At 38.1% G+C, this 24,415-nt stretch carries 18 protein-coding genes and 1 pseudogene; 11 read left to right on the top strand and 8 right to left on the bottom strand.

What is annotated here, in order from left to right:
• The first annotated feature begins 208 nt into the window (after nt 1–208).
• Nucleotides 209–5,806, top strand: a complete 5,598-nt coding sequence (locus HGR01_RS02845) for an ATP-binding sensor histidine kinase (RefSeq protein WP_045871938.1) — start codon at nt 209–211, stop codon at nt 5,804–5,806.
• A 149-nt stretch (nt 5,807–5,955) separates the two neighbouring features.
• Here the strand turns inward: HGR01_RS02845 and HGR01_RS02840 are convergent, their stop codons facing one another.
• The 4 genes from HGR01_RS02840 to HGR01_RS02825 all read right to left on the bottom strand — a co-directional run bounded on the left by HGR01_RS02840 (nt 5,956) and on the right by HGR01_RS02825 (nt 10,861).
• Nucleotides 5,956–6,720: an SDR family NAD(P)-dependent oxidoreductase gene (locus HGR01_RS02840; protein WP_045871937.1), complete on the bottom strand. Its 765-nt coding sequence runs from the start codon at nt 6,718–6,720 to the stop codon at nt 5,956–5,958.
• 143 nt (nt 6,721–6,863) lie between these two features.
• Entirely contained in the window at nt 6,864–8,405 is a 1,542-nt protein-coding gene (locus HGR01_RS02835; protein WP_045871936.1) for a flavin-containing monooxygenase, read from the bottom strand.
• A 21-nt stretch (nt 8,406–8,426) separates the two neighbouring features.
• Complete coding sequence (locus HGR01_RS02830) at nt 8,427–10,022, bottom strand: NAD(P)-binding domain-containing protein (protein ID WP_045871935.1); 1,596 nt, start codon at nt 10,020–10,022, stop codon at nt 8,427–8,429.
• A gap of 125 nt (nt 10,023–10,147) precedes the next feature.
• Nucleotides 10,148–10,861: a hypothetical protein gene (locus HGR01_RS02825; RefSeq protein WP_045871934.1), complete on the bottom strand. Its 714-nt coding sequence runs from the start codon at nt 10,859–10,861 to the stop codon at nt 10,148–10,150.
• 957 nt (nt 10,862–11,818) lie between these two features.
• On the opposite strand from HGR01_RS02825, the gene HGR01_RS02820 reads away from it, so the two are divergent.
• The 4 genes from HGR01_RS02820 to HGR01_RS02805 all read left to right on the top strand — a co-directional run bounded on the left by HGR01_RS02820 (nt 11,819) and on the right by HGR01_RS02805 (nt 16,906).
• Entirely contained in the window at nt 11,819–11,965 is a 147-nt protein-coding gene (locus HGR01_RS02820; protein WP_155539404.1) for a hypothetical protein, read from the top strand.
• 19 nt (nt 11,966–11,984) lie between these two features.
• Complete coding sequence (locus tag HGR01_RS02815) at nt 11,985–12,353, top strand: hypothetical protein (protein ID WP_045871933.1); 369 nt, start codon at nt 11,985–11,987, stop codon at nt 12,351–12,353.
• Between the two features lie 477 nt (nt 12,354–12,830).
• On the top strand, nt 12,831–15,629 hold the full coding sequence (locus HGR01_RS02810) for a hybrid sensor histidine kinase/response regulator (protein WP_045871932.1): 2,799 nt from the start codon (nt 12,831–12,833) through the stop codon (nt 15,627–15,629).
• 2 nt (nt 15,630–15,631) lie between these two features.
• Entirely contained in the window at nt 15,632–16,906 is a 1,275-nt protein-coding gene (locus HGR01_RS02805; RefSeq protein WP_045871931.1) for a sensor histidine kinase, read from the top strand.
• A gap of 193 nt (nt 16,907–17,099) precedes the next feature.
• Here HGR01_RS02805 and HGR01_RS02800 read toward each other — a convergent pair whose 3' ends face one another.
• Nucleotides 17,100–18,662, bottom strand: a complete 1,563-nt coding sequence (locus HGR01_RS02800) for an NAD(P)H-quinone oxidoreductase subunit N (protein WP_045871930.1) — start codon at nt 18,660–18,662, stop codon at nt 17,100–17,102.
• Nucleotides 18,663–19,063: 401 nt separating this feature from the next.
• Between HGR01_RS02800 and HGR01_RS02795 the strand changes: the two genes are divergently transcribed.
• Together HGR01_RS02795 and HGR01_RS02790 are read left to right on the top strand one after the other, a co-directional pair.
• Complete coding sequence (locus HGR01_RS02795; RefSeq protein ID WP_045871929.1) at nt 19,064–19,972, top strand: carbohydrate ABC transporter permease; 909 nt, start codon at nt 19,064–19,066, stop codon at nt 19,970–19,972.
• Nucleotides 19,969–20,805, top strand: a complete 837-nt coding sequence (locus HGR01_RS02790; protein ID WP_045871928.1) for a carbohydrate ABC transporter permease — start codon at nt 19,969–19,971, stop codon at nt 20,803–20,805. Before HGR01_RS02795 ends, HGR01_RS02790 begins: the two co-directional genes overlap by 4 nt.
• On the opposite strand, the gene HGR01_RS02785 is transcribed toward HGR01_RS02790, so the two are convergent.
• Entirely contained in the window at nt 20,772–20,894 is a 123-nt protein-coding gene (locus tag HGR01_RS02785) for a hypothetical protein (RefSeq protein WP_264265307.1), read from the bottom strand. The two genes, HGR01_RS02790 and HGR01_RS02785, sit on opposite strands and share 34 nt — an antisense overlap.
• Before the next feature lie 3 nt (nt 20,895–20,897).
• Nucleotides 20,898–21,167 carry a hypothetical protein gene (locus HGR01_RS02780; RefSeq protein WP_210403112.1) on the bottom strand — a complete coding sequence of 90 codons (270 nt, stop codon included), beginning with the start codon at nt 21,165–21,167 and terminating at the stop codon, nt 20,898–20,900.
• Between the two features lie 116 nt (nt 21,168–21,283).
• Between HGR01_RS02780 and HGR01_RS02775 the strand changes: the two genes are divergently transcribed.
• From HGR01_RS02775 to petE, 4 genes are all read left to right on the top strand, one after another.
• Entirely contained in the window at nt 21,284–21,499 is a 216-nt protein-coding gene (locus HGR01_RS02775) for a hypothetical protein (protein WP_045871927.1), read from the top strand.
• Nucleotides 21,500–21,606: 107 nt separating this feature from the next.
• The gene (psbV, locus tag HGR01_RS02770) at nt 21,607–22,098 is read left to right on the top strand and encodes a photosystem II cytochrome c-550 (protein WP_045871926.1); all 492 of its coding nucleotides are present in this window, start codon (nt 21,607–21,609) and stop codon (nt 22,096–22,098) included.
• A gap of 153 nt (nt 22,099–22,251) precedes the next feature.
• The gene (gene psbV2, locus HGR01_RS02765; RefSeq protein WP_045871925.1) at nt 22,252–22,749 is read left to right on the top strand and encodes a photosystem II cytochrome PsbV2; all 498 of its coding nucleotides are present in this window, start codon (nt 22,252–22,254) and stop codon (nt 22,747–22,749) included.
• Nucleotides 22,750–23,128: 379 nt separating this feature from the next.
• Nucleotides 23,129–23,545, top strand: a complete 417-nt coding sequence (gene petE / locus HGR01_RS02760) for a plastocyanin (RefSeq protein ID WP_045871924.1) — start codon at nt 23,129–23,131, stop codon at nt 23,543–23,545.
• A gap of 357 nt (nt 23,546–23,902) precedes the next feature.
• Here petE and HGR01_RS02755 read toward each other — a convergent pair.
• Nucleotides 23,903–24,415 (bottom strand): annotated as a pseudogene (locus HGR01_RS02755) (transposase); the annotation flags it as partial.

Here is a 24,415-nt window from a genome sequence, read left to right as displayed (position 1 = left end):
TTTATACTCTCTATTGGCGGATATTTGGTCTTTCAATATTAGAGATTGGCGGTTTTCTCCTCTTCTGAATTAGGAAAGCCACTTTAAAGTAGTTAATTTTTTAGCCTAAATCTATATATTTCACATAATTTCCACATTATTGTCTGCTAGTTCCAGCTTTGCAATGGGAATAATAATAACAGAATTATAATTACCCTCATAAGCTTTTATGTTATTAGTATCAGATACAGTATCTCCCATCCTTGGCTATCGCATTACTGAGCAACTCTATTTAGGTAAAAAGACTGTAGTTTATCGGGGTATCAGAGAAAAAGACGACCAGAGGGTCATCCTGAAATTGATGCGAAATGAATATCCTACCTTTGCAGAAGTTAGTCAATTTCGCAGTCAATATACTATTACTCAAAATCTGGAGATTCCAGGCATAGTCAAACCCCTCAGCTTAGAGAATTACCGCAATGGCTATGTTCTGATTATGGAGGATTATGAAGCTATATCCCTCAAAGATTGGCAAATAAGAGAGCAAGAACAGGGAAATAATTTTGTTCCATTAAAAGAATTTTTTCAGATAGCTCTGTCAGTTTGTTCTACTCTTGAACAATTGCATAGCCATCGCATAATTCATAAAGATATTAAACCTGCAAATATTCTAGTTCATCCTACCACAAGAGAAATTAAGATTATCGACTTTAGTCTTGCAACCTTATTGCCAAAAGAAATTCAATCTATTAAGAATCCTAATGTTTTAGAAGGAACTTTAGCTTACATTTCTCCTGAACAAACAGGACGTATGAACCGAGGTATTGATTACCGTACAGATTTTTATTCTTTGGGTGTTACATTTTTTGAACTGCTCACTGGACAGTTACCCTTCAATACTAATGATCCAATGGAGTTAGTCTATTCACACATTGCGAAAGAACCACCAAAAGCCAGCCTGATTAACTCTAAAATTCCCCAAATTTTAGCTGATATTATCAGCAAGCTGATGGCAAAAAATGCCGAAGATAGATATCAGAGCGTGTATGGAATTAGACATGACTTAGAAATATGCCAAAAACAATGGCAAGAGAAAGGAAATATTACATCATTTGCATTAGGCGTTAGAGATATCTCGAATCAGTTTGCGATTCCCGAAAAACTTTATGGTCGCCAAAAAGAAATTGAAACATTACTCACTACCTTTGAGCGAGTCAGCAACGGTAAAACAGAAATGATTTTAGTTTCTGGTTTTTCTGGTATTGGTAAAACAGCTGTAGTCAATGAAATTCACAAACCTATAGTACGGCAGCGAAGTTACTTTATCAAAGGCAAGTTTGACCAAATGCAACGAGATATTCCTTTGTCAGCTTTGGTACAAGCATTGCGTAGCTTAATTGGGCAAATACTCTCCGAAACAGATATCCAAATTCAAGATTGGAAAGCGAAAATTCTATCAGCATTAGGTACACAGTGTCAGGTAATTATAGATGTAATTCCTGAATTAGAAAAAATTATTGGTCAACAACCTTCAGTAGTTGAACTTGCTGGTTTGGCTGCTCAAAATCGGTTTAACTTATTATTTCAGAGATTTATCCAGGTCTTCACTACAAAAGAACATCCTCTAGTAATTTTTCTAGATGATTTGCAATGGGCAGATAATGCTTCTTTAAAATTTATCCAACTATTAATGAGTGAAACTGCTGCTCAGATTGCAGATGATACAGAAGAAATATCCAACAGTAAGGGTAGTTTACTACTGATTGGTGCTTATAGAGATAATGAAGTTTCAAATTTACATCCCTTAACTTTAACTCTCAAGGAAATTGCTCAAACGGGAGCAATAATTAATCAAATTCAACTTTCACCTTTAAATCAAGTTGATTTAAACCATTTAATCGCTGATACACTTCATTGCCGCGAGGTAATTGCAGTTCCTTTAACTCAAATGGTGTTTGCCAAAACCAAAGGTAACCCCTTCTTTGCTGCTCAATTTCTTAAGTCGCTATGTGATGACGGACTAATTACATTAAATATTGATGTTGGTTATTGGCAGTACGATATTGCTAGAATCAAAACTTTATCTCTGACAGATGATGTTGTAGAGTTTATGGGCATTCAAATAGAAAAATTGCCCATGAATACACAAAATGTGTTAAAGTTTGCTGCTTGCATAGGTAATGAGTTTGACTTAAAAACTTTGGCAATTGTCAATGAAAAGTCTGTCATGGATACAGCATCAGACTTATGGAAAGCATTATTTGAAGGGCTAATTTTACCTCTGACTGATGGATATAATTTAATTTCAAAAAATGACAATCAAATATTAGATGATTTAACAATTAGTAGTTATCAATTACCTAAATACAAATTTGTACATGATAGAGTACAACAAGCTGCTTATTCTCTCATTCCTGAAGAGCAAAGAAAGCCAATTCATTTAAAAATAGGGTTACTTTTGCTAAGTAATATCCCAATAGCAGAACGGGAAGACAAGATTTTTGAGCTTGTCAATCAGTTCAATATTGCCCTAGAATTTATTACTCATCAAGCTAAACGTGATGAATTGGCTGTAATGAATTTGACTGCAGGACGTAAAGCTTTGATATCAACAGCTTACTCATCTGCAATTAAGTATTTAACTACAGGAATCGAACTGCTGACAGATGATTGTTGGGATACTAAATATGAGCTAACCCTAGCTTTGTATGAGACAGCAGCAGAAGCCGCATATCTCAACGGTAATTTTAAGCTAACAGAGCAATTAATCCCAGTTATTTTGCAAAAAGCAAAAACTTTGCTGGATAAAATTAAAGCTTATGAAGTTCAAATACAAGCTTATGGGGCGCAAGGTAAAGAACTGGAAGCTGTCAACATTGCAATAGCTATTTTGAAAATGTTGGGAGTAGATTTCCCTGAAAACCCTACCCAAGAAGATGTTCAGTTAGAAATAGAAAATACATCTGCAAAGCTGGCTAATATCAATATTGAAGACTTAATTGATTTGCCAGAAATTACAGAAGCTTCAGCATTGATAGTTATGCGTATTCTATCTAGTGTAGTTGGGATCGCCTATCCAGTTGCACCAAAACTATTCTTGCTGATTATTCTTAAACAAATCAATTTATCTATTACATATGGTAATTCTTCTTTTTCTGCTTTTGCCTATGTAACTTATGGATTAATGTTATGTGGCGTAATGGAAGACATTGATTCTGGCTATAAATTTGGTAAGCTAGCTGAAAATTTATTACATAGATTTCAGGCAAAAGAAGTTGCTGGCAAGGTGCTTGAAGGATTTAATCAACTGATTAGACATTGGAAAGAGCATGTACGAACAACATTAAAACCTTTACTTGATGTTTATGCTACAAATCTCGAAGTAGGAGATGTTGAATTTGCGGCTTATGCTCTTTATGGTTACTCTCATAATGCCTATTTTCTTGGTTATGAACTAGTAGGATTGGAGAAGGATTTAGCAACATATAGCCATACTATTCAAAAAATGAAGCAAGAAAGAGTATTTCACTGGAATGAAATCTTTCGGCAGACAATATTAAATTTGCAGTCAAGTACAGAAAATCCAGAAATATTGATGGGGGAAGCATATGACGAAACAAAAATGTTACCTATTCATCTTGAAGCTAAAGATGGTGTAGCACTTCTATTGCTATATTTTTGCAAACTTAACATATCTTTTCTGCTGAATAACTACCCTGAAGCTATTAAAAATGCGAATATGGTGGAAAAATACTTATATGCTGGAGTCGGCATGTTAGTAACTGCTCAATTCTATTTTTATGACTCATTAGCACATTTAGCAATATATTTTGATGTTGAAAAAGTTGAACAAGATAAAATCCTCCATAAAGTGAATTTTAACCAGGAAAAGATGCAGAACTGGGCGAATCATGCCCCGATGAATCATTTGCATAAATTTCATTTGGTAGAGGCAGAAAAGTATAGAGTTATTGGTGAATATATTGCAGCTATAGATAATTATGAATATGCTATTGCCCATGCTAAAGAAAACGATTACATCAATGAAGAAGCCCTCGCTTACGAATTAGCGGCTAAATTTTATCTTGAATGGGGCAAACAAAAAATCGCCCAAACTTACCTCATTGATGCCTACTATTCCTATATTCGTTGGGGTGCGAAAGCCAAAATTAATGACTTAAAAAAACGCTACCCTCAATTACTTACACCTATTATTCAACAGGAGAAAATGAAGTCATCTTCTAGTGAAAATAACTTACTAGAGCAGAGAACACACTTATCTACAACTAGCCATCAATCTACCATAGCTACTAATGAAACTATTCTCGGTTCTAATACGAGCATTTCGGATATGCTAGATTTGGCTGCTGTAATTAAAGCTTCGCAAGCAGTCTCTGGAGAAATTGAACTCAAGGCACTGCTTTCTACTTTAATCAAAGTTGTCATGGAGAATGCAGGAGCTTCTAAATGTGTATTGATTCTGAGTGATGTCAATAACTTAGATTTAACTATTACCGCAGTTAGTTCTCATGGGAATTTTGCTGCCCATTACACTGAATTTTTATCTATTCCTTTAGAGTCTAGCGATCATGTACCTATTACTTTAATAAATTATGTAAAACGCATTCAAGAAATATTGGTGATTGATGATATCAAAACTCAAGCTGCCTTTGCCTTAGATATATACATTACTCGTGAGGAGCCAAAGAGTATATTATGTATTCCTATTATTAATCAAAGTAAATTGCTAGGCATCATTTATCTAGAAAATAATTTAACTACGGCAGCATTTACCAAAGAGCGCTTAGAAGTTTTGAAGTTAATTATTACCCAAGCTGCTATTTCATTAGAGAATGCTCTTCTTTATCAAAATTTAGAAGCTGTCAATACACAATTAGCAGACTACAATCACGATTTGGAAACAAAGGTGGCAGAAAGAACCCAAGAAATTAATGACAAGAATTACCATTTACAACAGGCTCTAGAAGAATTACGTAGTACGCAAAGCCAATTAATCCAAAGTGAAAAAATGTCCTCTTTAGGGCAAATGGTAGCAGGTATTGCTCATGAGATTAATAATCCTATCAATTTTATTCATGGCAATATTACTCATGCCTATGAATATGTGCAAGACTTGCTAGATTTAGTGAGTATTTATCAGCAAGAATGCCCTTATGCTTCTGATTTAATCAAGAACAAGCTTGAGGAAATGGATTTAGATTTCCTGGCAGAAGATTTACCCAAGGTTCTTGATTCTATGAAGCTCGGCAGTTCTCGGATCCGAAATATCATTTTGGGTTTACGCAACTTCTCGCGCCTAGATGAATCGGAAATGAAACCTGTGAATATTCATGAGGGAATTGATAGCACTTTGATGATTTTGCAGCACCGAATCAAAGAAAATAGTATTCGTCCCGAAATAGAGATAATCAAAGAATATGCACAGCTGCCAGAAGTAAGTTGTTATGCAGGTCAACTTAATCAGGTATTTATGAATATTTTAAGTAATGCGATCGATGCTTTGGATGATTACACACATAAAGATAATTCTGTAAGACAAAATCCTCAGATTCGTATTCATACTGAACTAAAAGATACAAATACGCTGAGGATTAGGATTGCTGATAATGGTCATGGAATGACTGCACAGGTGCAGCAGAAAATTTTTGACCCATTTTTTACTACTAAACCGATAGGCAGTGGTACAGGTTTAGGACTATCTATTAGCTATCAAGTTGTAGTGGACAAACACAAAGGCCTGTTAATGTGCGATTCTACACCAGGAATAGGGACTGAGTTTGTGATTGAGATACCAATACGACAGTAAATTACTGGCATTTCGCTGGCAAAAAGTTACGGGCGTGACAGCTAGACTGGGGAGTTATACCATTTCTCAATTCTGGCTACAGATAATTTTCCCAGATCTCTGTCGCCTCGCTATGTATATTTAGCTTTATTTTGGAGAGCTAGTATCATTTAGTAGGCAGTATAGCCTCCATCTACCATGAGTGGTGTTCCTGTAATAAACGAGGCTTTATCAGAAGCTAAAAAGAGAATCGCATTTGCCACTTCCTGTGGTTGTCCCATGCGCTTCAAGAGAGTTAATGGTGCAAATTGCTTGACTAAATCTTCATCGCTTAAACCCAAAGAAGTGGCAACTTGTTGTACAGCAGAAGTATAAATCGGCCCTGGGCAAACACAGTTAACACGAATATTATCAGGTGCTAAATCGTAGGCTAGGCTTCGAGTTAGTTGTAAAATCGCTCCTTTACTAGTGTTATAGGGTGCAAATGCAGGTACAGCAACGAATGAACTAATAGAAGCAAGATTCACAATTGCTCCGCCGCCACGTTGGCGCATTTGGGGAGTTACATACTTAGCGCAAAAAGCATAACCCTTGACATTTACTGCTAAAACTCGATCCCAATCTAACTCTGTTGCCTGCTCTACAGTGCCTATAACCATAACCGCAGCGTTGGCAACTAGGATGTCTATACCACCCCATTCATGAACTACTCCAGCTATCCAATTTTGAACCTCACTTTCTACGGAAACATCCACTGGATGAAATAGAGCAGTACCACCAAATAATTTGATTTCATCAATGAGTGTTTGTCCACCGACGCTATCTATATCTGCAAGTGCCACCTTAGCTCCTTCTAAGGCAAAAAGCTTTGCAGTCTCTCGCCCAATACCAGAACTTGCTCCTGTAATTAGAGCTATTTTGTTAGCTAATTCCATAATTAACCCTACTTTGTCAATTTGGGAGAAGCCAATGCCTGAAAGCCTTTGGGAGCTTTATTTTTCATGCTTTGGCTACAAATTTTAGTTTCTGTGAGAAATCCGGGTAAAGCTTGATTACATTAAAGTCTCAGAGTTTCACTTCAATGATTGTTTTCCAAAAGTGACAAAACAGGGTGAAAATAATTCACAGATATCGGTCTTTTCGCTTGTAATTCTTGCCGGAGATTTTTGTAGGCAGATGGACTTAAAGGCTTCATAAGTTCTGATATCGAGCCTGTTTGACGAATGCTAGCACCCATGTCACGCATTAGATAGTCTAAGTAGTGAAAACTAAAAGGGAAAAAGCATGTTGCACTGTATAAACCTCTTGGTGCTTTAGTCTGCCTCCACTCCAACTCTTCCTCTATATCTTTTAACATCTCCAAGCATGAGGGTAATACTAAGTTGCCTTTGACATATTCCACTAGCCACCGAGAGCCAATCTCCGATGAGAGCGTGCAAGAAAAAATGCTGTTGTAGCCGACAAAACCCATATTAGGAACATGAGGATGAATGAGATTGCGATATAGGTGAAAGTTACCCTGTTTATCAATAATCTGCTGACGGTACTGCTCTTGCAAAAAGGGGATATTCTGCTGGAATCCGGTTCCCAAGATAATGACATCTGTTGATAACCGTTCACCATTTGCCAACTCCACACCACCAGGAACAAACCGTTCTATGGTTGTCTTTTTGGCACGTATTTTGCCCTGACGCACATATTTATAGAAGTTTTTCGTAGTTATGCTTAAGGGACAGTTGATAAATCCTTCGATTGGTTCTTCAGGCAACATCCCACAAGCATCTAAACGTAACTGTAGGCGTAGTACCATCTCTAAAGTTCGCCAAAAAGCCCAGACTAAGGGCTTGCCTACTGTGTGCAATAGCCGCTCTACTCCGCGAAGTTTGCGGTACGGAAACCAAACTTGTCCCAAGCGCGTTAACATCAGATATTTGATGTTAATGAATCCGAGAAAGTATCTAGGTATTTTCCAAGAAGCTTGGCGGAAAACAAGCGTGCATTCAGAAGCTTTGTCAGCAGCGAAAGTTGCTATATCAGCCGCTGATTTTGCAAAACCGATAACAACAACCCGTTTACCTTGAATCAGAGAATCATCATTAATATCAGTAGAATGCAAGACCAATCCCCCAGATTTCATAAACTCTGGCTTACCAGGAAAGGAAGGTGTATTTGGGATATTACAAGTGCCATTGCAGATGAGGACAAAATCAAATTCGTGCTTTTCTTCTTTTGCTTTCCCTTGATCGTTATTATGATTTTTGACTGTGACAATCCATCCCGTCCCTTCCCCAGTTTTTCTGGCGATATTAGTAACTTCTGCTTGGAAGCAAATTCTTTGTGCAATGCCGAAGTGCTGGGCGTAGGACTCTAGGTAATTCCGTACCTGCTCACCTGTGGGAGACTCAGGATAGAATGCAGGCATAGGATAATCGGAAAAAGCATACATATCACGAGGTGTTTGAGTCGTTACGCCTGGGTAAATTCTCGATTTTTCCCATACGCCGCCGATTCCTTTGTGTTTCTCGAAGACTGTAACTTCGTAGCCCTCTTCTAGAAATGTCTTGGCTGAGACTAATCCGCTGATTCCAGCTCCAATGACGCATACTTGTTTCACTGTCATCTTGCATTCTCTCCATTAGACTCATATAGAAGTAGCAGTTGACTCAACTACAGAATGAGATACATCTGTGGAAAGTTGGTTACGCAAGAATTTGATTAATGGCTGAATATGTACCTCTTCCAACCATTCACTAGCAATATCTTCAATAACATGATGTTCTGCTACTAGCTGATTACCACAGAAGCGCCGGATAATAGGATGAATACCAGAACTTAGAGCAGCTCGTTCAACATCATCTTTATGTATTCGCTCAACTGCAAGGGGATCTGGGCTGGAGAAGATAATATCTAATCCAAATTCTAGTGTGACAGTATAGTAGTGTTCATGCTCACCTAATTCACTTTCACGAACATAATCTATTGGCAGATCTTGGTAATATTTGACTGTTGAATCATCTTTAGAAACAATAATTAAATCGCAAAGAAAGCCTGTTTGCTGCCATAGGGCCGAACTTTGATTTGCTCGTCTGATAATTGCTTCTGTCAAGCTTTCGGGATTCAGAGGAATAGATTGATAGGGTAGCTCTTGATTGTGGTACTTATAACTTAAGATTTGGTAAAGCGCTCGAATGTTATAACGGAATCCATGAATAAAACCAGATTGCTTCTTCTTAAAATCCCGCATATGCATCAGGATTCCAGCAAAATATAAGTCTTTAATGTTGGTTGATTCCCATTCACTAGTCTGATTTGGAAAGCGGTTGTTGATAGTTAGTTCAGGCTGGCATGATTCATCAAAGATAGAAGCATCAAAATGAAATCCAGTACATACAATCACACGGTCATATATGATGTCTTCAACTTCTCCATTAGCATGATCATACGTAAAAGTTACGATATATTTCCCTTCTGTATACTCGATTCTATCTACAACAGCATCTAAAATTACATTCTGTGATTTTAGTTGATATGAATCTATGAGATTATTATTGACTGCTCTGAGATGACCTACATATTTGGTTTTCCATGATAAAGATATGGGTTCTGGACTTACTATATGGATCAAGGAAGTTGTGCCAATTAAATTATCAGCAGTTTCAAATCCGGAATTACCTTTGCCAATAATTAATACTTTTTGATTGGCAAAATTTTCAGGATCGATAGTTACATCATTATAATTTTCAGCAAATTCAATACCAGGAATTTCTGGAACGTAGGGTTTAGAGCAACCTGTGGCAACGATCAGATATTTTGCACAATAAACTGTTCCTTGGTTGTCGATAATCATGAATTGCTCATTTTTGGCAATTCTAGAAATTCGGCAGTTATATTTAATTTTGAGTTGAAAGTGGTTAGCAAAATCATTTAGATATCTCACAAGGTCATCGGAATTGGGTAAATACTCTCTGCTATAGTTCTTAAAGAGCATTTCTTCCTTATCACTTAAAAGTGAATTCCAATCCCATCTGAGATTAATTTCAGGGTCATTATATCCTGTATAAAATTTATTAATAGAAATTAATTTCTTATGTCTGGGGAATTTTTGAAAAAATGTTCCTGGCGTACTACCTGATTCTAATATAAGGTAATCTCGGTTAGCTTTTTCTAGAAAATAACCTAATTGTAATCCAGCAGGGCCAGCACCAATTATCAAATACTCAAATGTTAGTACGTTCATGCTGTTTGTTACCTCGTTATTTGACGAAAGTGGATGAACTTAATGATGATTTATCTGTGTAGAAAACAAACGGACTAGTGATATAGAAATTATGGTTACAATTTATACAGACTAGTAAATTTGCTTCATGCAACATTAGATAGTTGCTGTACTTGGTATTTTTCAGCATAAGTTAGAAGAGAATGCGTAAATTCAGTGAAGGCTGCAAATACCTTATCAACTAATTCATAAGCCTCTATGCGAGCTTCTTCGGTAAGTTTAATATTTCTGATAAATTCTTCTATGCCAGGTAAACCTGTTGTATGTCCAGTTTCCACAGCTAAATGAAAATCAGCAAAATATAAGCATTCTTTGTGGGTAATGGACTTCAGTTCTTGCTGAATATCTGCTGCTGTTGAAAACATCACGTTACCAGTTGTTTCCACAACTTCAATAACTATCAATTTCTGGATAGGAGTAGCTTGTAAAGTGTGGCGATACAGTTGATATGTTAACCAGCGTGATTTTTCTGTTTCTTCACTCCAGAGAAATCTCAAAGCTTCACTAAATTTTAGTGATTGATCCAGTTCTAGACGCTTGAGATCTTCCAAAAACCAAAGCCAATGATGATCGTCTTCATAAGTATGTTTGTTGATGATAAGTTGCAAAGGATCTTCTGTGGGTTCTACCCGGAGAAAATATTTGTTCAGTTCGCCAAAATTCATGATGAAATAAGCCGCACATGGTGCCCAAGCTAATCTTTGCTTCGGGTCTATGCTTTGGTCACGCATAAAATTAAATAATGGCAACTGAGCAAATTCTTGCTTTTTATATTGGATGAAATCTAGAACTTCTTTCATATCTATTACTCTGATGTTGAATATTTATGGATTTACAGGCTGTGAAATTTCAAACTATCTATATGTAAGAAATTTAATTAACAGTAACTGGTACGGCATGTCATTTGTATTACCATGTGGAAAGCGCCAATGCGTCTATGTCATTGCTCATTATTCAGGATTTAAATCTCATCTATTTTGATATCAGGAAATCCAACACTGAAACATCAGCTAAGTTTTCCAAATCTAATTTAGGTTGTCTGCGCTTAAATCAACCTAAATATGCATATATCTGCTGTTTGTGAGAAATTCAGTGACAGTATATCTGCAACAGATAGCTTCTTCTACAACTTTGTACCCTGAAGCTATAAAAATGTTTAACTGTGTAATAGCTTGATGTCTAGATGAGTTAAAATTAAGACTATTGAACAGTAATGGATAGAATTAGCGAATATTTTTGTCTGCTCTTAGTTTTGCTTACATCCTTAAAAAGTAGAGTTAGAAATATTCTTCCTTGATGAATGTAATCATTTTTTAATTTTTTATTCAAAAAAAGATCAGTAATTATATGGGTTTAATATAAATAAATGAAGCTCAACAAGTACATTGTTGTAAAAATTACTGAATTTCTCTATACACATATTTTTTTAACCTATGCATGAGATTTTTGCAAATATAGGTTGATTTTTATCAGATGCAAATATATATCTGTGAATTGCGGTGTAACATGTATTACAGATAACAATAAGCAAAACTTTTGTTTATTAATTTTAAAATTTTAATAAAAATCATTTATAAATTTTCGTAATTTAAGTAACATATAAATTATATAAAATCACTTAAATGTCAGGACTTGTTAACATATAGTTTTTTTTTACGCAGATATCAAAAATTTTTTGGAATAAAAACGCAAAAACTCAATATAGCAGTCTACACTCAGCAATTAAGTAGCAGTTGGATATTCAAGAAATAATACTGATGACAGATGACAAAATTAAAAAGTTGAAAGCAGCTAATTTATTTTTCAGCGATCGCCTCAATTCCCAGGCATTGAAACTGTATGATATCTACACTCGGAGAATGGGCAAACTAATGCTGGTAAGAGTTTACTCTTCATTGTTCTAAATGCTCACAACCGAAAACCATGACATATCCTGGTGTTTCTATTTACCAGAAGTTATCTCTACGGCTGATAGTCGATGTCTCATTCTTAATCCCAGTCTTTGCCGCAGTGGGATTTGTAGGTTATTTCTGTTTTAAAAATGGACACAAAGCTGTCAACAACCTTGTTGAACAGTTAATGAGTAAGGTTAACATACTTGTCAATCACAATTTAAATAGATATCTGGCAACGCCTCATCAAATTCATCAAATCAATGCCGATGCAATAGAAGTAGGATGCCTAAACTTGCGTAATTTCCGAGGTTCAGGTCGTTATTTTTGTAAAAAAATACAGGTATTTCAGGAGATTGGCTACAACAGCTATGCTTTGACAACAGATGCAGGATGTTGAGGAATGTCTAACCCTCTATACTTACCCTGGGATTAGTGCCAGCAAGTAGTGCGATCGCACTTGCTACTCCGGAGCAAAAACTAGAAGGTATATTTTGTACTAAGCAGGGTGAGAAATTTGCGATCGCTATTCCTATCTAGCAATGTATTTGGCAAGAAGAATAATCTTTAAACCCTGCTGTGCTTTTAAGTTTATGATAGTTTTTATACTTAGTCTTCTCAGTGATAGCTAAATCAGTTTTGATTCCTGAAATTATTTGCCTAGGGAGGTAACTCTTAATAGAGAAGGGAGAACAGGTGAAGCAGTCTTCTCCCAAGAGGAGAGGCTAGCGCCAAGGGGGTTTTCCCCATGAGCAACGGCTGCTCGCGTAGCGTATGTGAAGGATTCACCCGAAGGGCAAGAAGAAATAATAGTGTACTTACTTTTTTCAAAAATTAAATATGAGTTTTACACATAAATTTTAATAGTAGAAATTTTATGACTAACTTTATATTAAAAAAATCAAAAAAAATACCACTGCGACTTATTCTGATTCTGCCTTTTGTAATTCAGATATTTACGGCTGTGGGACTAGTGGGCTATCTTTCTTTTAGGAATGGTGAAAAAGCAGTTAATGATCTGGCTAGCCAGTTGATCGAAAAAGTCAACAGAATTGTTACCCAGCATCTTGATACTTATTTAGTAACTCCTCATCAAATCAATCAAATTAACCTGGATGCTAGTAAGTTGGGAATGCTCAACTTGCAAGATTTTCGGAAATCAGAAACTTATTTTTGGAAGCAAATGCAGGTGTTTAATATTGGCTATATTAGCTTTGCTAACCCTAAAGGTGAGTTTATTGGCGTTGAAAGATTAAATGATGGCAATTTGTTAATTAATGAAGTTTCTCAAAAAACTCGTCTCGGTAAACTTTATGTTTATAGTTCAGACAGCCAAGGCAATATTAATCAACTAAAAGAAGTCAAAGATTACGATCCGCGTCAAGAAGCTTGGTATGCAGATGCAGTTAAAGCTAATAAACCACTCTGGAGTCAAATTTATCAATGGGAAGATAAACCAGATATTTTTTCTATCTCTTCTAGTTATCCTGTTTACAATCGAGATCATCAGATAGCTGGAGTATTAAGCGTTGATTTGATATTGTCACAGATTAGTACTTTTTTAGCTAATTTGAAAATTGGTAAAGCTGGTCAAACTTTTATTTTGGAGCGTTCTGGATTAATAGTAGCTTCTTCTGCAAATGAATTACCATACAAGGTGATTAATGGCAAAGCAGAAAGACTATCAGCCTTAAATAGTCAAGACTCTTTAATTAAAGCAACAGCCCAGTATATACAGCAGAAATATGGTGATTTTCGGCAGATAGAAGGAAGCCAAGAAACAAATTTTATCTTGCAAGGTGAGAGACAGTATATCCACATTAACCCTTGGCGAGACAAATTTGGTTTGGATTGGTTAGTAGTTGTAGTTGTGCCGGAATCGGAATTTATGGCACAAATCAGCGAAAATACCCGCACTAGCATTATTTTATGTTTAATAGCCTTAGTATGGGCCACTGCGATCGGCATTTTCACATCCCGGTGGATTACACAACCAATTTTAAGTTTACAGGCTGCGAGTTTAGCGATCGCTTCCGGAAAACTCGACCAGAAAGTCGAAATTAAAGGTATAGATGAGCTAGAAAGTTTGGCACAATCTTTTAATCAAATGGCTACACAGTTAGCAACTGCTTTTATTGAACTAGAAGCTAGGGTTGAAGAACGTACCGCCGAATTAAAAGCAGCTAAAGAAATTGCTGACAGTGCAAACAATGCCAAAAGTGAATTTCTGGCAAATATGAGCCATGAACTTCGGACACCGCTCAACGGTATTTTGGGATATGCTCAGATTTTAGGGATGGAAGAAAATGTGACTTTTAAGCAACAGGAGGGACTTGACATTATTTACCAATGTGGTTCCCATTTACTAACACTGATTAACGATATTTTGGATATCTCCAAAATTGAAGCCCGCAAGCTGGAATTATTCCCCCACGATTTTCACTTCGCTAATTTCCTCAAAAGCATTTTTGAAATCTGTCGCATTAAAGCTGAACAAAAAGAAATCGGTTTTATTTACCAAGAATTTAATAAACTGCCTGTAGCTCTATTTGCTGATGAAAAACGGTTACGCCAAGTTTTATTGAATTTATTAGGTAATGCCATCAAATTTACAGATTCTGGTCAAGTAATCTTTAAAGTCGATGTGCTAAGTAATGCGGCTAAATTTGATAATCTGTCAAACCAGACAGAAGCGGAAATCACGAATCATAGCGACTATAAACAATTACCTATAATTAAAATTAGATTTCAAATTGAAGATACAGGCCTAGGCATGAGTCCAGAGCAATTACATAAAATATTCCTTCCTTTTGAACAAGTGGGCAATAAGCAGCGCATGGCAGAGGGAACTGGACTTGGGTTAGCTATCAGCCAGCAAATCGTGCAAATGATGGGTAGTGAAATTCATGTAGAAAGTACTTTAGGCCAAGGTAGTAAGTTTTGGTTTGATGTGGACTTGCAAGTATCACAGCAATGGATTGATTTAGCTACCCAGAAGACTACTAATAACATTGTTGGTTATGAAGGTAATCACCCAATCAAGGTTCTAGTTGTTGATGACCGATGGGAAAATCGCTCTGTGATTGTTAATTTTTTAGAACCTCTTGGTTTTACACTAATGCAAGCAGTCAATGGGCAAGAAGGATTAGAGAAAGCCTTGGCTTGGAATCCTGACTTAATCATCACTGACGTTGTAATGCCCTTACTTAATGGTTGGGAAATGACGCGAAATTTACGTTCTCAACGAGAATTTTCCCACCCGATTATCATTGCGTCTTCAGCTAATGTCTGCCAAGTTGACCGACAACAAAGTTATGATTCTGGCTGCAATGATTTTCTGCCTAAACCTGTGGAATCAGAAGATTTATTAGCCAAAATTCAGCAGCATTTAGGAATAATTTGGATTTATCAAGAAACCAATCATAAGATCCCAAAATCAGTAATTTTTAATGAATATTCGCCTAAAGAATGGGTATTTCCTGCCACAGAGGAATTAAAAACTTTGGTGAATGCTGCCACAATTGGCGATATTACAGGAGTTGAGCAGGAAGCCCAAAGACTACAAAATTTAAATAATAAATATTTACCTTTTACTACCAAGCTTCTAGAACTGACTCAAAATCTAGATGAAGAAGCAATTATTAAACTAGTCAAACAGTACATTGGTCAGCTGTAAATATGCTTAGTGATAAACAAAATTTGATTATGATTGTTGAGGATAACCCAGTTAATGCCAAGGTACTGTTTGAGTTTTTGCAAGCATCGGGTTTTCGTGTTTTAGTTGCTAAAAGTGGCGAAAGTGCTCTGGAAAAATTACAAATAGTCTCTCCAGACCTGATATTATTAGATGTGATGATGCCGGGAATTGATGGCTTTGAAACTTGCCGCCGATTAAAAGAACAAGAATCGACCCGTGATATTCCAGTTATTTTTATGACGGCTTTATCAGATGTGGTCGATAAAGTAAAAGGTTTAACTCTCGGTGCTGTAGATTATATCACTAAGCCATTTCAACCAGAAGATGTACTGGCGCGTGTAAATGTCCACTTAAAATTGTGCCATCTCAACCAAAAGCTAGAACAACGAGCAGCAGAATTAACTACTACTGTAGCGCAACTCAAACAATCTCAAAAGCGGTTAGTAGAAAGTGAAAAAATGTCTTCTTTAGGACAATTGGTAGCAGGAATTGCCCACGAAATTAATAATCCGGCTGGTTTTATTGGGGGCAATCTCACCTATGCTCAAAAATATATGCAAGACCTGATAGACCACATCAACCTTTATAAAAATCAGGCTACAACACCAGAAATTGTTCAACATGCCAAAAAAATTGACTTAGATTTTCTCCTAGAAGACTTCCCGCACATACTCACTTCTATGCATAAGGGAGTAGAAAGAATATCTGATATTAGTGCTTCTCTTCGCACCTTTTCTCGTGCCGATAGCACTGTCAAAATTCCCTTTAACATTCATGATGGCATCGACAGCACAATTTTAATTCTGAAGCATCGCTTAAAAGCTTGTGAGACTCGTCCTGCTATTGAAGTCATTCGTGATTACGGTAATTTACCTGAGGTAAAATGCTTTGCTGGGCAACTCAATCAAGTATTTATGAATATAGTAGCTAATGCGATTGATGCTTTAGAAGAGTCTAATGAAGGGCGGAGTTATCAAGAAATAGAAAACAATCCTAATTATATTAAAGTTCAAACTAATTTAACTGAAGATAAAAATTCTATTGTGATTAAGTTTAAAGATAATGGTTTAGGTATTCCCGATGATATTAAATCAAAAGTATTTGAGCATTTATTCACAACTAAAGCTGTGGGTAAAGGCACAGGCTTGGGTTTATCGATTACTCATCAAATCATTGTGGAAAATCATGGGGGAAATATAGAGGTAAATTCTGTACTAGGTCATGGTTCCGAATTTGTAATTACTTTGCCGATTTGATAGTTTTTGGTGTTGGGTGTTGGGTGTTTGGTAAAAATATTAGAGCTTTTCCCATGTTTATTAGAGGATTGTTTAAAAGTCTTCTGATTGATAGTACAACGTTTTAGATCCCCCTAAATCCCCCTTTTTAAGGGGGACTTTAAGAACTTTTCCCCCTTTTTAAAGGGGCTAGGGGGGATCAATATGAGGCAATTTATAACTCTTCGGGTTGCTGGATAGTAACTGCACTTGCTTGAGAGCTGACAATTGTAGCTGTTTGCAATATGGCTGTATGAGCAACTGAATTGTTAGCTAAGGTAAATAGGGGATTTGACAAAATCCCGGCAATGGTAGTAGCGATTAAAGTCACTACCAATCCTACCTGCAAAGGTCTATAGCCTGGTAAATTCCAATTGATGGCAGGGTAATTTTTTACCACATCAGACATTTCCTGTGGTTCTTTGACTACCATCATCTTGACTACGCGGATGTAGTAGTAGATGGAGACAACGCTAGTAACTAAGCCTAACAAGACTAACCAGTAAAGTCCTGCTTGCCAACCAGCCCAGAATAGGTAAATTTTCCCAAAGAATCCGGCTAGTGGGGGAATACCGCCTAAAGACAGCAGGGAAATGCTTAAACCCAAGGTGAGCAGTGGGTCTTTTTGATACAAACCAGAGTATTCGGCAATCTGGTCGGTTCCTGTCCGGAGAGAGAACAGAATAATGCAGGTAAAACCGCACAGGTTCATGAACAGATAGACCAGTAAATAAAATATCATACTGGAATATCCAGCTTGAGTACCAGCAATCAAGCCAATCATCACAAACCCAGCTTGGGCAATGGATGAATAAGCCAGCATCCGTTTCATGCTGGTTTGGGCGAGGGCGACTACGTTACCCAAAATCATGCTGAGAACTGCAAGGGCGGTGAAGACGAATCTCCACTCGTCAGCAACCAAGGGGAAGACGGTGGTGAGTAAGCGGATAGCTAAGGCAAAACCTGCTGCTTTGGAACCGACAGATAAAAAGGCAATCACTGGGGTAGGAGCGCCTTCGTAAACGTCTGGAGTCCATTGGTGGAAGGGTGCAGCAGAAATTTTAAAGCCAATCCCGGCAATCACAAACACCAAGGCAATCACTATACCTAATGATTGACCAATGTGAGCTGTAGCAATGCCATTAGCGATCGCACTCAGTTCTGTTTGTCCACCTGATAAGCCATACAGCAGCGATACGCCATATAAAAATACTGCTGTACTGGAAGCACCAATCAACAGGTATTTCAGCGCCGCTTCATTAGAGCGCGGGTCACGCTTGGTATAACCGGTTAACAAATAAGAGGAAATACTCAGGGTTTCTAAGGAGATGAAAATCATCACCAACTCACTAGCCCCGGATAAGAACATTCCTCCTAGGGTAGCGGTAAGCAAAATCGCAATGAATTCTGCTAAAGCCGTGCCACTCTGTTCCACGTAGCGAATGGACATTAAGATGGTGACTGCGGCAGATAAGGCAATAATCCCGCGAAAGACGATACTAAGGTCGTCACTATTAAAGCCACCGCTAAAGGCAATGGGATTAGTAGCATCCCATTGAAAATACAGGGCGACAATCGACGCAAGTAAACCTGCGATCGCCAGATACCCAATCCAGCGCGAAGATGTACGCCCTAAAATCAAATCAACAATCAAAACCCCCAAAAGGGTGAGTATGACAATACCCTCTGGTAAAATCGTTCCAGCATTTAACTGGGATGCAAGATTAGCAAAATCCATGAGTTGTATAGGTTTTGGCGATTAGACATCAAGGCTAACTTTGTTCATTCTATCTATTGTTCTGAACTAAAGTTCCATAAACCTTTCTGTCGGTTTCCATAGAGTAATCGAATGGGGACTGGGGATTGGGGATTGGGGATTGGGGATTGGGGACTGGGGATTGGGGAACTCGGGGCCCCCTCTGGGGATAAGGGGTAATGGGGATTGGGGACTGGGTAATGGGTATTTCTCCCTCATCTACCTCATCCCCCTCATCCCCCTCATCCCCCTCATCCCCCTCATCTACCTCATCTACCTCATCTACCTCATCCCCCTAATCTCCCTCATAAGCAGTACGATCAATAATCATGCACAGCCATTCGCTACAGCTGGGTTGATGCGAGATTCAGGGGAGGTTAATTATGTTGGAAAGTAGGAGACGGCAGAGAAATCCCAGGTGGAGTATGACAGAAAACCTGGCTGGATATCTATTTATGATGCCTACTATTTTAGTTTTGGGCATTTTTGTGATTCTGCCGATTCTCTATGCTGTCTTTCTTTCCTTGCACAAAGTCCAGCTGCTTGGGGGTATTGAGTACCAGTTTATCGGCTTTCGCAATTTCTCACGCTTGGTTGAAGATGAGCGCGTTGGGATTGCTTTGAGAAATACAGCAGAATATGTGGCGATCGTTGTGCCCAGCCAAACTATCCTGGCTTTAATTTTAGCTGTAACGCTGAATTCTGGCATTCGGGGAAAAAATTGGTGGCGTATCCTATATTTTTTACCAACGGTCACATCTTCAGCCGTACTAACGCTGATTTTTATGTGGATTTACAATACCGATGGGCTATTAAATGATTTTCTCGCGGCTTTGGGATTACCTACATATAACTGGTTAGGAGATCCAGCCGTTGCCCTCAAAGGCATCATGATGATGAATATTTGGTCTACAGCGCCGTTTTTCATGGTGATTTACCTAGCAGCGTTGCAGGATATTCCCCAATCGCTTTACGAAGCCGCAGAACTGGATGGGGCAAATGGTTGGCAAAAATTTATTCATGTTACTATCCCCATACTCAAGCCAGTTACCTTCTTTGTTGTCGCTATGGGGATAATTGGCACGTTTCAATTATTCGATCAGTCTTATATTTTTTCTGGCGGGACTGGTGGGCCAAATAATGCCACCCTCACTGTTGTACTGTTAATCTACCAAGCTGTATTTCGGAATTTACAGATGGGTTATGCAGCTGCGATCGCTTTTTTGCTAGCAGCAATTATTATTGCGATTACTTTGATTCAGCAGCGATTGTTTGGAGGTGAGAGAATTTGAGTAAAATCTTGCACTTTCCCTGGCTGAGAATACTTTTTTATGCCTTACTTACACTCTATGCTGTCATTACCTTAATTCCTTTTTTATGGGCGCTTTCAGCCTCATTTAAGCCGCTATCAGAAATTGTTAGTGGAGAGCCCAATTTGATACCACAAAATTTTACCTTTGATAACTACAAGCAAATATTCTTACAAGAACCCCTATTTTGGCGCTGGTTATTTAACAGTGTGCTAATTGCTCTCAGTGTGACAATTTTAAATTTACTGCTGAACTCAATGGCAGGTTATGCCTTAGCTAGATTGCGCTTTGCGGGTAAAAGCTTCTGGTTCTTGCTAATTTTAGCGGTTTTAGCCGTTCCTGCTCAGATTACCCTGATTCCCACCTTTTTAATTTTAAAAGCGATCGGCTGGCTCAACACTTACCAAGGCATGATTGTGCCTAGCATGGTTAATGCCACTTTCATTTTCATGATGCGGCAATTTTTCGTTAATTTTCCTAAAGAACTAGAAGAAGCCGCACAACTTGATGGCTTAAATACCTTACAAATTTTTCGGCATATTGTCTTACCTTTAGCCAAACCAGCCCTCGCCGCCCAAGCAGTGTTTGTATTTATGGGTAGCTGGAATAATTTTTTGCTTCCTGTGGTAATTTTATTCGACCCCGAAATGTTTACCCTCCCTTTAGGATTAAACACCTTCAAAGGTCAATACATCAGCTATTGGAACTACATCATGGCAGCTTCGATGGTCTTCACTCTACCAGCCTTGGGAATCTACGCCTTTTTCAACCGTTACTTTATTCAAAGTGTCACATTTACGGGGGGGAAGGGGTAATAATATGGGCATTGGGCATGGGGCATTGGGCATTGGGCATTGGTAATTGGTAATTGGTAATTGGTAATTGGTAATTGGGTGTTTGTCATTAATTATTTCTCCCCTACTCCCTCATCCTCCTCATCTCCCTCATCCTCCTCATCTCCCTCATCCTCCCCTACTCCCTCATCCTCCCCTACTCCCTCATCCTCCTCATCTCCCTCATCCTCCTCATCTCCCTCATCCTCCTCATCTCCCTCATCCTCCTCATCTCCCTCATCCTCCTCATCTCCCTCATCCTCCTCATCTCCCTCATCCTCCCCTACTCCCTCATCCTCCTCATCTCCCTCATCCTCCTCATCTCCCTCATCCCCAATCCCCAATCCCCAGTCCCCACTCTCCCCACTACAAGAACAGTATTTTGGGCGACAAATTGCACTCTTAACGTGATATTGGTATTACAGCGACTCAATCTCTATATATCAGTTAAGAAAACATTATGGGTTTTGCAGACCTATGGATCGCAGAGATAGCAGCAGACCGCAGGAATACTGTGGAGAAAGGGTTTTCTCTGTACAACCACCTCTTAATTGCCGATAAACACCAAAAGACCCATTTGGCGTTGGCGGCTGCAAAGGCAATTATTTCTCACATATTGGCTGAAAAATATCCCATAAGTACTAGCGGCTTGTTGGGTGAAACTGAAGCCACCTGAAGGGCTTTGTTGCTATGGCTTTGGCTTATAGCAATGAACAAATAACAACATGGAGATTGAGTCACGCTAAATAGCTGTGTTGAGTGTCAAAATCTTTAAGGGGAAACATGTTTAGAAGATTAATTGGCGTTGTTGTAGCTACTGTTTTATTAACGTTTCAGTTGTTTGTCGGTAATGCGACAGCCGTAGAACTGGATAAAGCCACCCGGACAGTAACATTAAATGACAAAGGTGATACAACTGTACTCAGCTTGAAACAAGTCAAAGAAGGTAAACGTTTATTTCAATACGCTTGCGCTCAATGTCACGTTGGTGGTGTAACTAAGACTAACCAAAACGTAGGGCTGGAACCAGAAGCATTATCACTGGCTACACCAAACCGTAATAATATTGAAGGTTTGGTGGATTACATGAAGAATCCTACTACTTATGACGGTGAAGAAGATATCTCAGAATTACACCCCAGCACCAAGAGTGCAGATATTTTCACAGAAATGAGAAACCTAACTGATGACGACTTAGAAGCGATCGCTGGTCATATTCTCTTACAACCCAAAGTTGTAGGTACTAAGTGGGGCGGCGGTAAGATTTACTACTAAATCTAGTCATTAGTGCTGAGGTCTGGGTGCTGAGTTCTGAGATTTAGGGACTAGGGATTTAAGATTACCCGCTAATTCCCTTCCTCAAAGACTCAGGACTGAGAATCTAGATCTCAGTACCTTGGGAACGCGATCGCAATATACTGCTTGTGTATGTTGGATAAATTTTTGGCTCGTTGTGTTTTCCTGGTTTTGGTGATTTTCTTTGTTTTTTATGACAGCAGTAGCTTAATAGCTCACGCTGCCAATATTGACCCTTATATAGGTAGATATTTACATGTCACTGAGCCAATTGCCCTGGAAATGGATGCACAGGGTAATACGCGTCTGTTTTCACCTGTAGAATTATCTGTGGGTAAAAAACTGTTTGAAGCCAACTGCATTAATTGCCATGTTGGTGGTGCAACTTTACCCGATCCTCAAGTATCCCTGGCGCTAACAACACTCCAGGGTGCGAATCCGCCGCGCGATCGCATTAACGCGCTGATAGAATTTATGCGCCAGCCAATGACCTATGATGGTAGTCAAGAAACTTATTGGTGTCGGCAGTTAACACCCAATTTTTTGCCACAACAGCAAATAGAGAGTTTAGCAGCTTTTGTTCTCGCCGCAGCAAAAAAAGCTCCTGGTTGGGGCCAAGAAGATTTTTGAACATTGATGCAGCTTTTCTATAAAATTATTTTTACCTGAGTACTAAACCTCTTCATATACAGATATTTTGCTATATGTCAATCTAGTATTTATTACTGATTGCACAACTTTTTATTAATGGGCGTTGATAGGGTTGATGCAATAAATCTCTAAAATTCTGCTTCCTGACTCTTCTATACGTCATATAGGGTAAGAAACTAGGAATTTCTCTTTCCTAGTCTGCGGTAAGCCGTTCCAGGTTTACATTTTTTCAGATTTTGCGTCAGTATTGGTTGGCGATATTTTACAAAAAAAATTATCTATGACAGTTTGTCGTATTTAGCGTTATTTGTATTTAAAATAGGAAAGAGAAATTAAAAACTGTTTGTTAGGAGAAGCCATGAAATTAATTGCAGCAAGCTGGCGGCGTTTTAGCCTAGCTGTTTTGACAATTCTTTTAGTCGTGAGCAGCTTTGCTGTTTTTACTCCCAGCGCATCGGCTGACACATACCAAATCAAGCTAGGGACTGACAAAGGAATGTTGGCATTTGAACCCAAAAAAATAAGCGTTAAACCTGGCGACACCATTGAATGGGTAAACAACAAAGTTCCTCCCCACAACGTTGTATTTGATACAGCTAAAAACCCTGCAAAGAGCGCTGATTTAGCTAAATCATTGTCTCACAAGCAATTGTTAATGAATCCTGGTCAAAAGCAAACCACCACCATCCCCGCAGATGCACCTGCTGGTGACTACACCTTCTACTGCGAACCTCACCGTGGTGCTGGTATGGTTGGTACAATCACTGTCCAATAATTAGCAGCAATTGCGAACACCAGATAATTATCTTTGCTGTTGAACAAAATTAGCCAAGAAGCAACAAACTATAGTTGAGATTTTAATCATGGGGATATCTGGTAGCCCCAAAACTGGAGAGTCAAGCAGTTAAAGGAATTGACCCTCCAGTGCCATATTTTTCATCCCCGTCAGGGGAATAAGTGATCAACTATGACTCGTGGCGCGACGCTGACTTTCGCGGAATTTAGATACCCGACTTTTTGAAAAAGTCGGGTATCTTTACAACGTCGCTTTCAAAAACATTAGGCGAACAAACCTATTTAGGGGTTGCTGAAAAAGTCATAAAAAAGCAATTCTTTTGGGTTGACTAGTTATTTAAACAAGGTTAAAGATAAGTTTTTGTTGCCCATAGCTAGCAAAATCATAATGTTCAATTATGTCAATCTCTAAAAAAGGTCTATTTTTTAAAAATAGACAGAAAAAGGCATAAAAAACCCGTGACAAGTGAGTAGAAAGATTCATGACTAAAAAAGTAATAGCAATTGCTGTTTGAGAAGTATGAGAGAGTTTCGCCATCACTCTACCCAGGCTAAACCTTCTTTTACCTTCTCCAAACTTGCCTTCAATATAATTACGAATTCTCTCGTCTTGTAAAGCTTGCTTCTTTTTTTCTTTACTCAGATTTCTTGGAGGTCTTCCTAAAGGAACTCCACTAATTCTAATACCTCGTTCTTTACACCAAGCCCGGTTTTCTCTGGTGCGATAAATTTTATCAACGTGAACTGATTCTGGATAATATCCAGTGTAGTTTTTATTTGATTCTATTTGTGTTTTGAAGTCGGTTGATTCATTAAAGTTATCCCAACTAATATGGTCTAAAAATACATA

Origin of the sequence: Tolypothrix sp. PCC 7712 (assembly GCF_025860405.1) — a bacterium.
GTDB classification, from domain to species: domain Bacteria; phylum Cyanobacteriota; class Cyanobacteriia; order Cyanobacteriales; family Nostocaceae; genus Aulosira; species Aulosira diplosiphon.
Note: the sequence above shows the minus strand (reverse complement) of the source record. Positions and strands in the feature narration are given on the sequence as shown.

Bases quoted from the DNA above. Each gene is read 5' to 3' on its own strand.
- HGR01_RS02795 (WP_045871929.1), top strand. From the start codon at position 19,064: ATGTTGGAAAGTAGGAGACGGCAGAGAAATCCCAGGTGGAGTATGACA.
- HGR01_RS02815 (WP_045871933.1), top strand. From the start codon at position 11,985: ATGACATATCCTGGTGTTTCTATTTACCAGAAGTTATCTCTACGGCTG.
- psbV (WP_045871926.1), top strand. From the start codon at position 21,607: ATGTTTAGAAGATTAATTGGCGTTGTTGTAGCTACTGTTTTATTAACG.
- HGR01_RS02785 (WP_264265307.1), bottom strand. From the start codon at position 20,894: ATGACAAACACCCAATTACCAATTACCAATTACCAATTACCAATTACC.
- HGR01_RS02810 (WP_045871932.1), top strand. From the start codon at position 12,831: ATGACTAACTTTATATTAAAAAAATCAAAAAAAATACCACTGCGACTT.
- HGR01_RS02805 (WP_045871931.1), top strand. From the start codon at position 15,632: ATGCTTAGTGATAAACAAAATTTGATTATGATTGTTGAGGATAACCCA.
- HGR01_RS02820 (WP_155539404.1), top strand. From the start codon at position 11,819: ATGACAGATGACAAAATTAAAAAGTTGAAAGCAGCTAATTTATTTTTC.
- petE (WP_045871924.1), top strand. From the start codon at position 23,129: ATGAAATTAATTGCAGCAAGCTGGCGGCGTTTTAGCCTAGCTGTTTTG.
- HGR01_RS02830 (WP_045871935.1), bottom strand. From the start codon at position 10,022: ATGAACGTACTAACATTTGAGTATTTGATAATTGGTGCTGGCCCTGCT.
- HGR01_RS02775 (WP_045871927.1), top strand. From the start codon at position 21,284: ATGGGTTTTGCAGACCTATGGATCGCAGAGATAGCAGCAGACCGCAGG.
- psbV2 (WP_045871925.1), top strand. From the start codon at position 22,252: ATGTTGGATAAATTTTTGGCTCGTTGTGTTTTCCTGGTTTTGGTGATT.
- HGR01_RS02825 (WP_045871934.1), bottom strand. From the start codon at position 10,861: ATGAAAGAAGTTCTAGATTTCATCCAATATAAAAAGCAAGAATTTGCT.
- HGR01_RS02800 (WP_045871930.1), bottom strand. From the start codon at position 18,662: ATGGATTTTGCTAATCTTGCATCCCAGTTAAATGCTGGAACGATTTTA.
- HGR01_RS02835 (WP_045871936.1), bottom strand. From the start codon at position 8,405: ATGACAGTGAAACAAGTATGCGTCATTGGAGCTGGAATCAGCGGATTA.
- HGR01_RS02840 (WP_045871937.1), bottom strand. From the start codon at position 6,720: ATGGAATTAGCTAACAAAATAGCTCTAATTACAGGAGCAAGTTCTGGT.
- HGR01_RS02845 (WP_045871938.1), top strand. From the start codon at position 209: ATGTTATTAGTATCAGATACAGTATCTCCCATCCTTGGCTATCGCATT.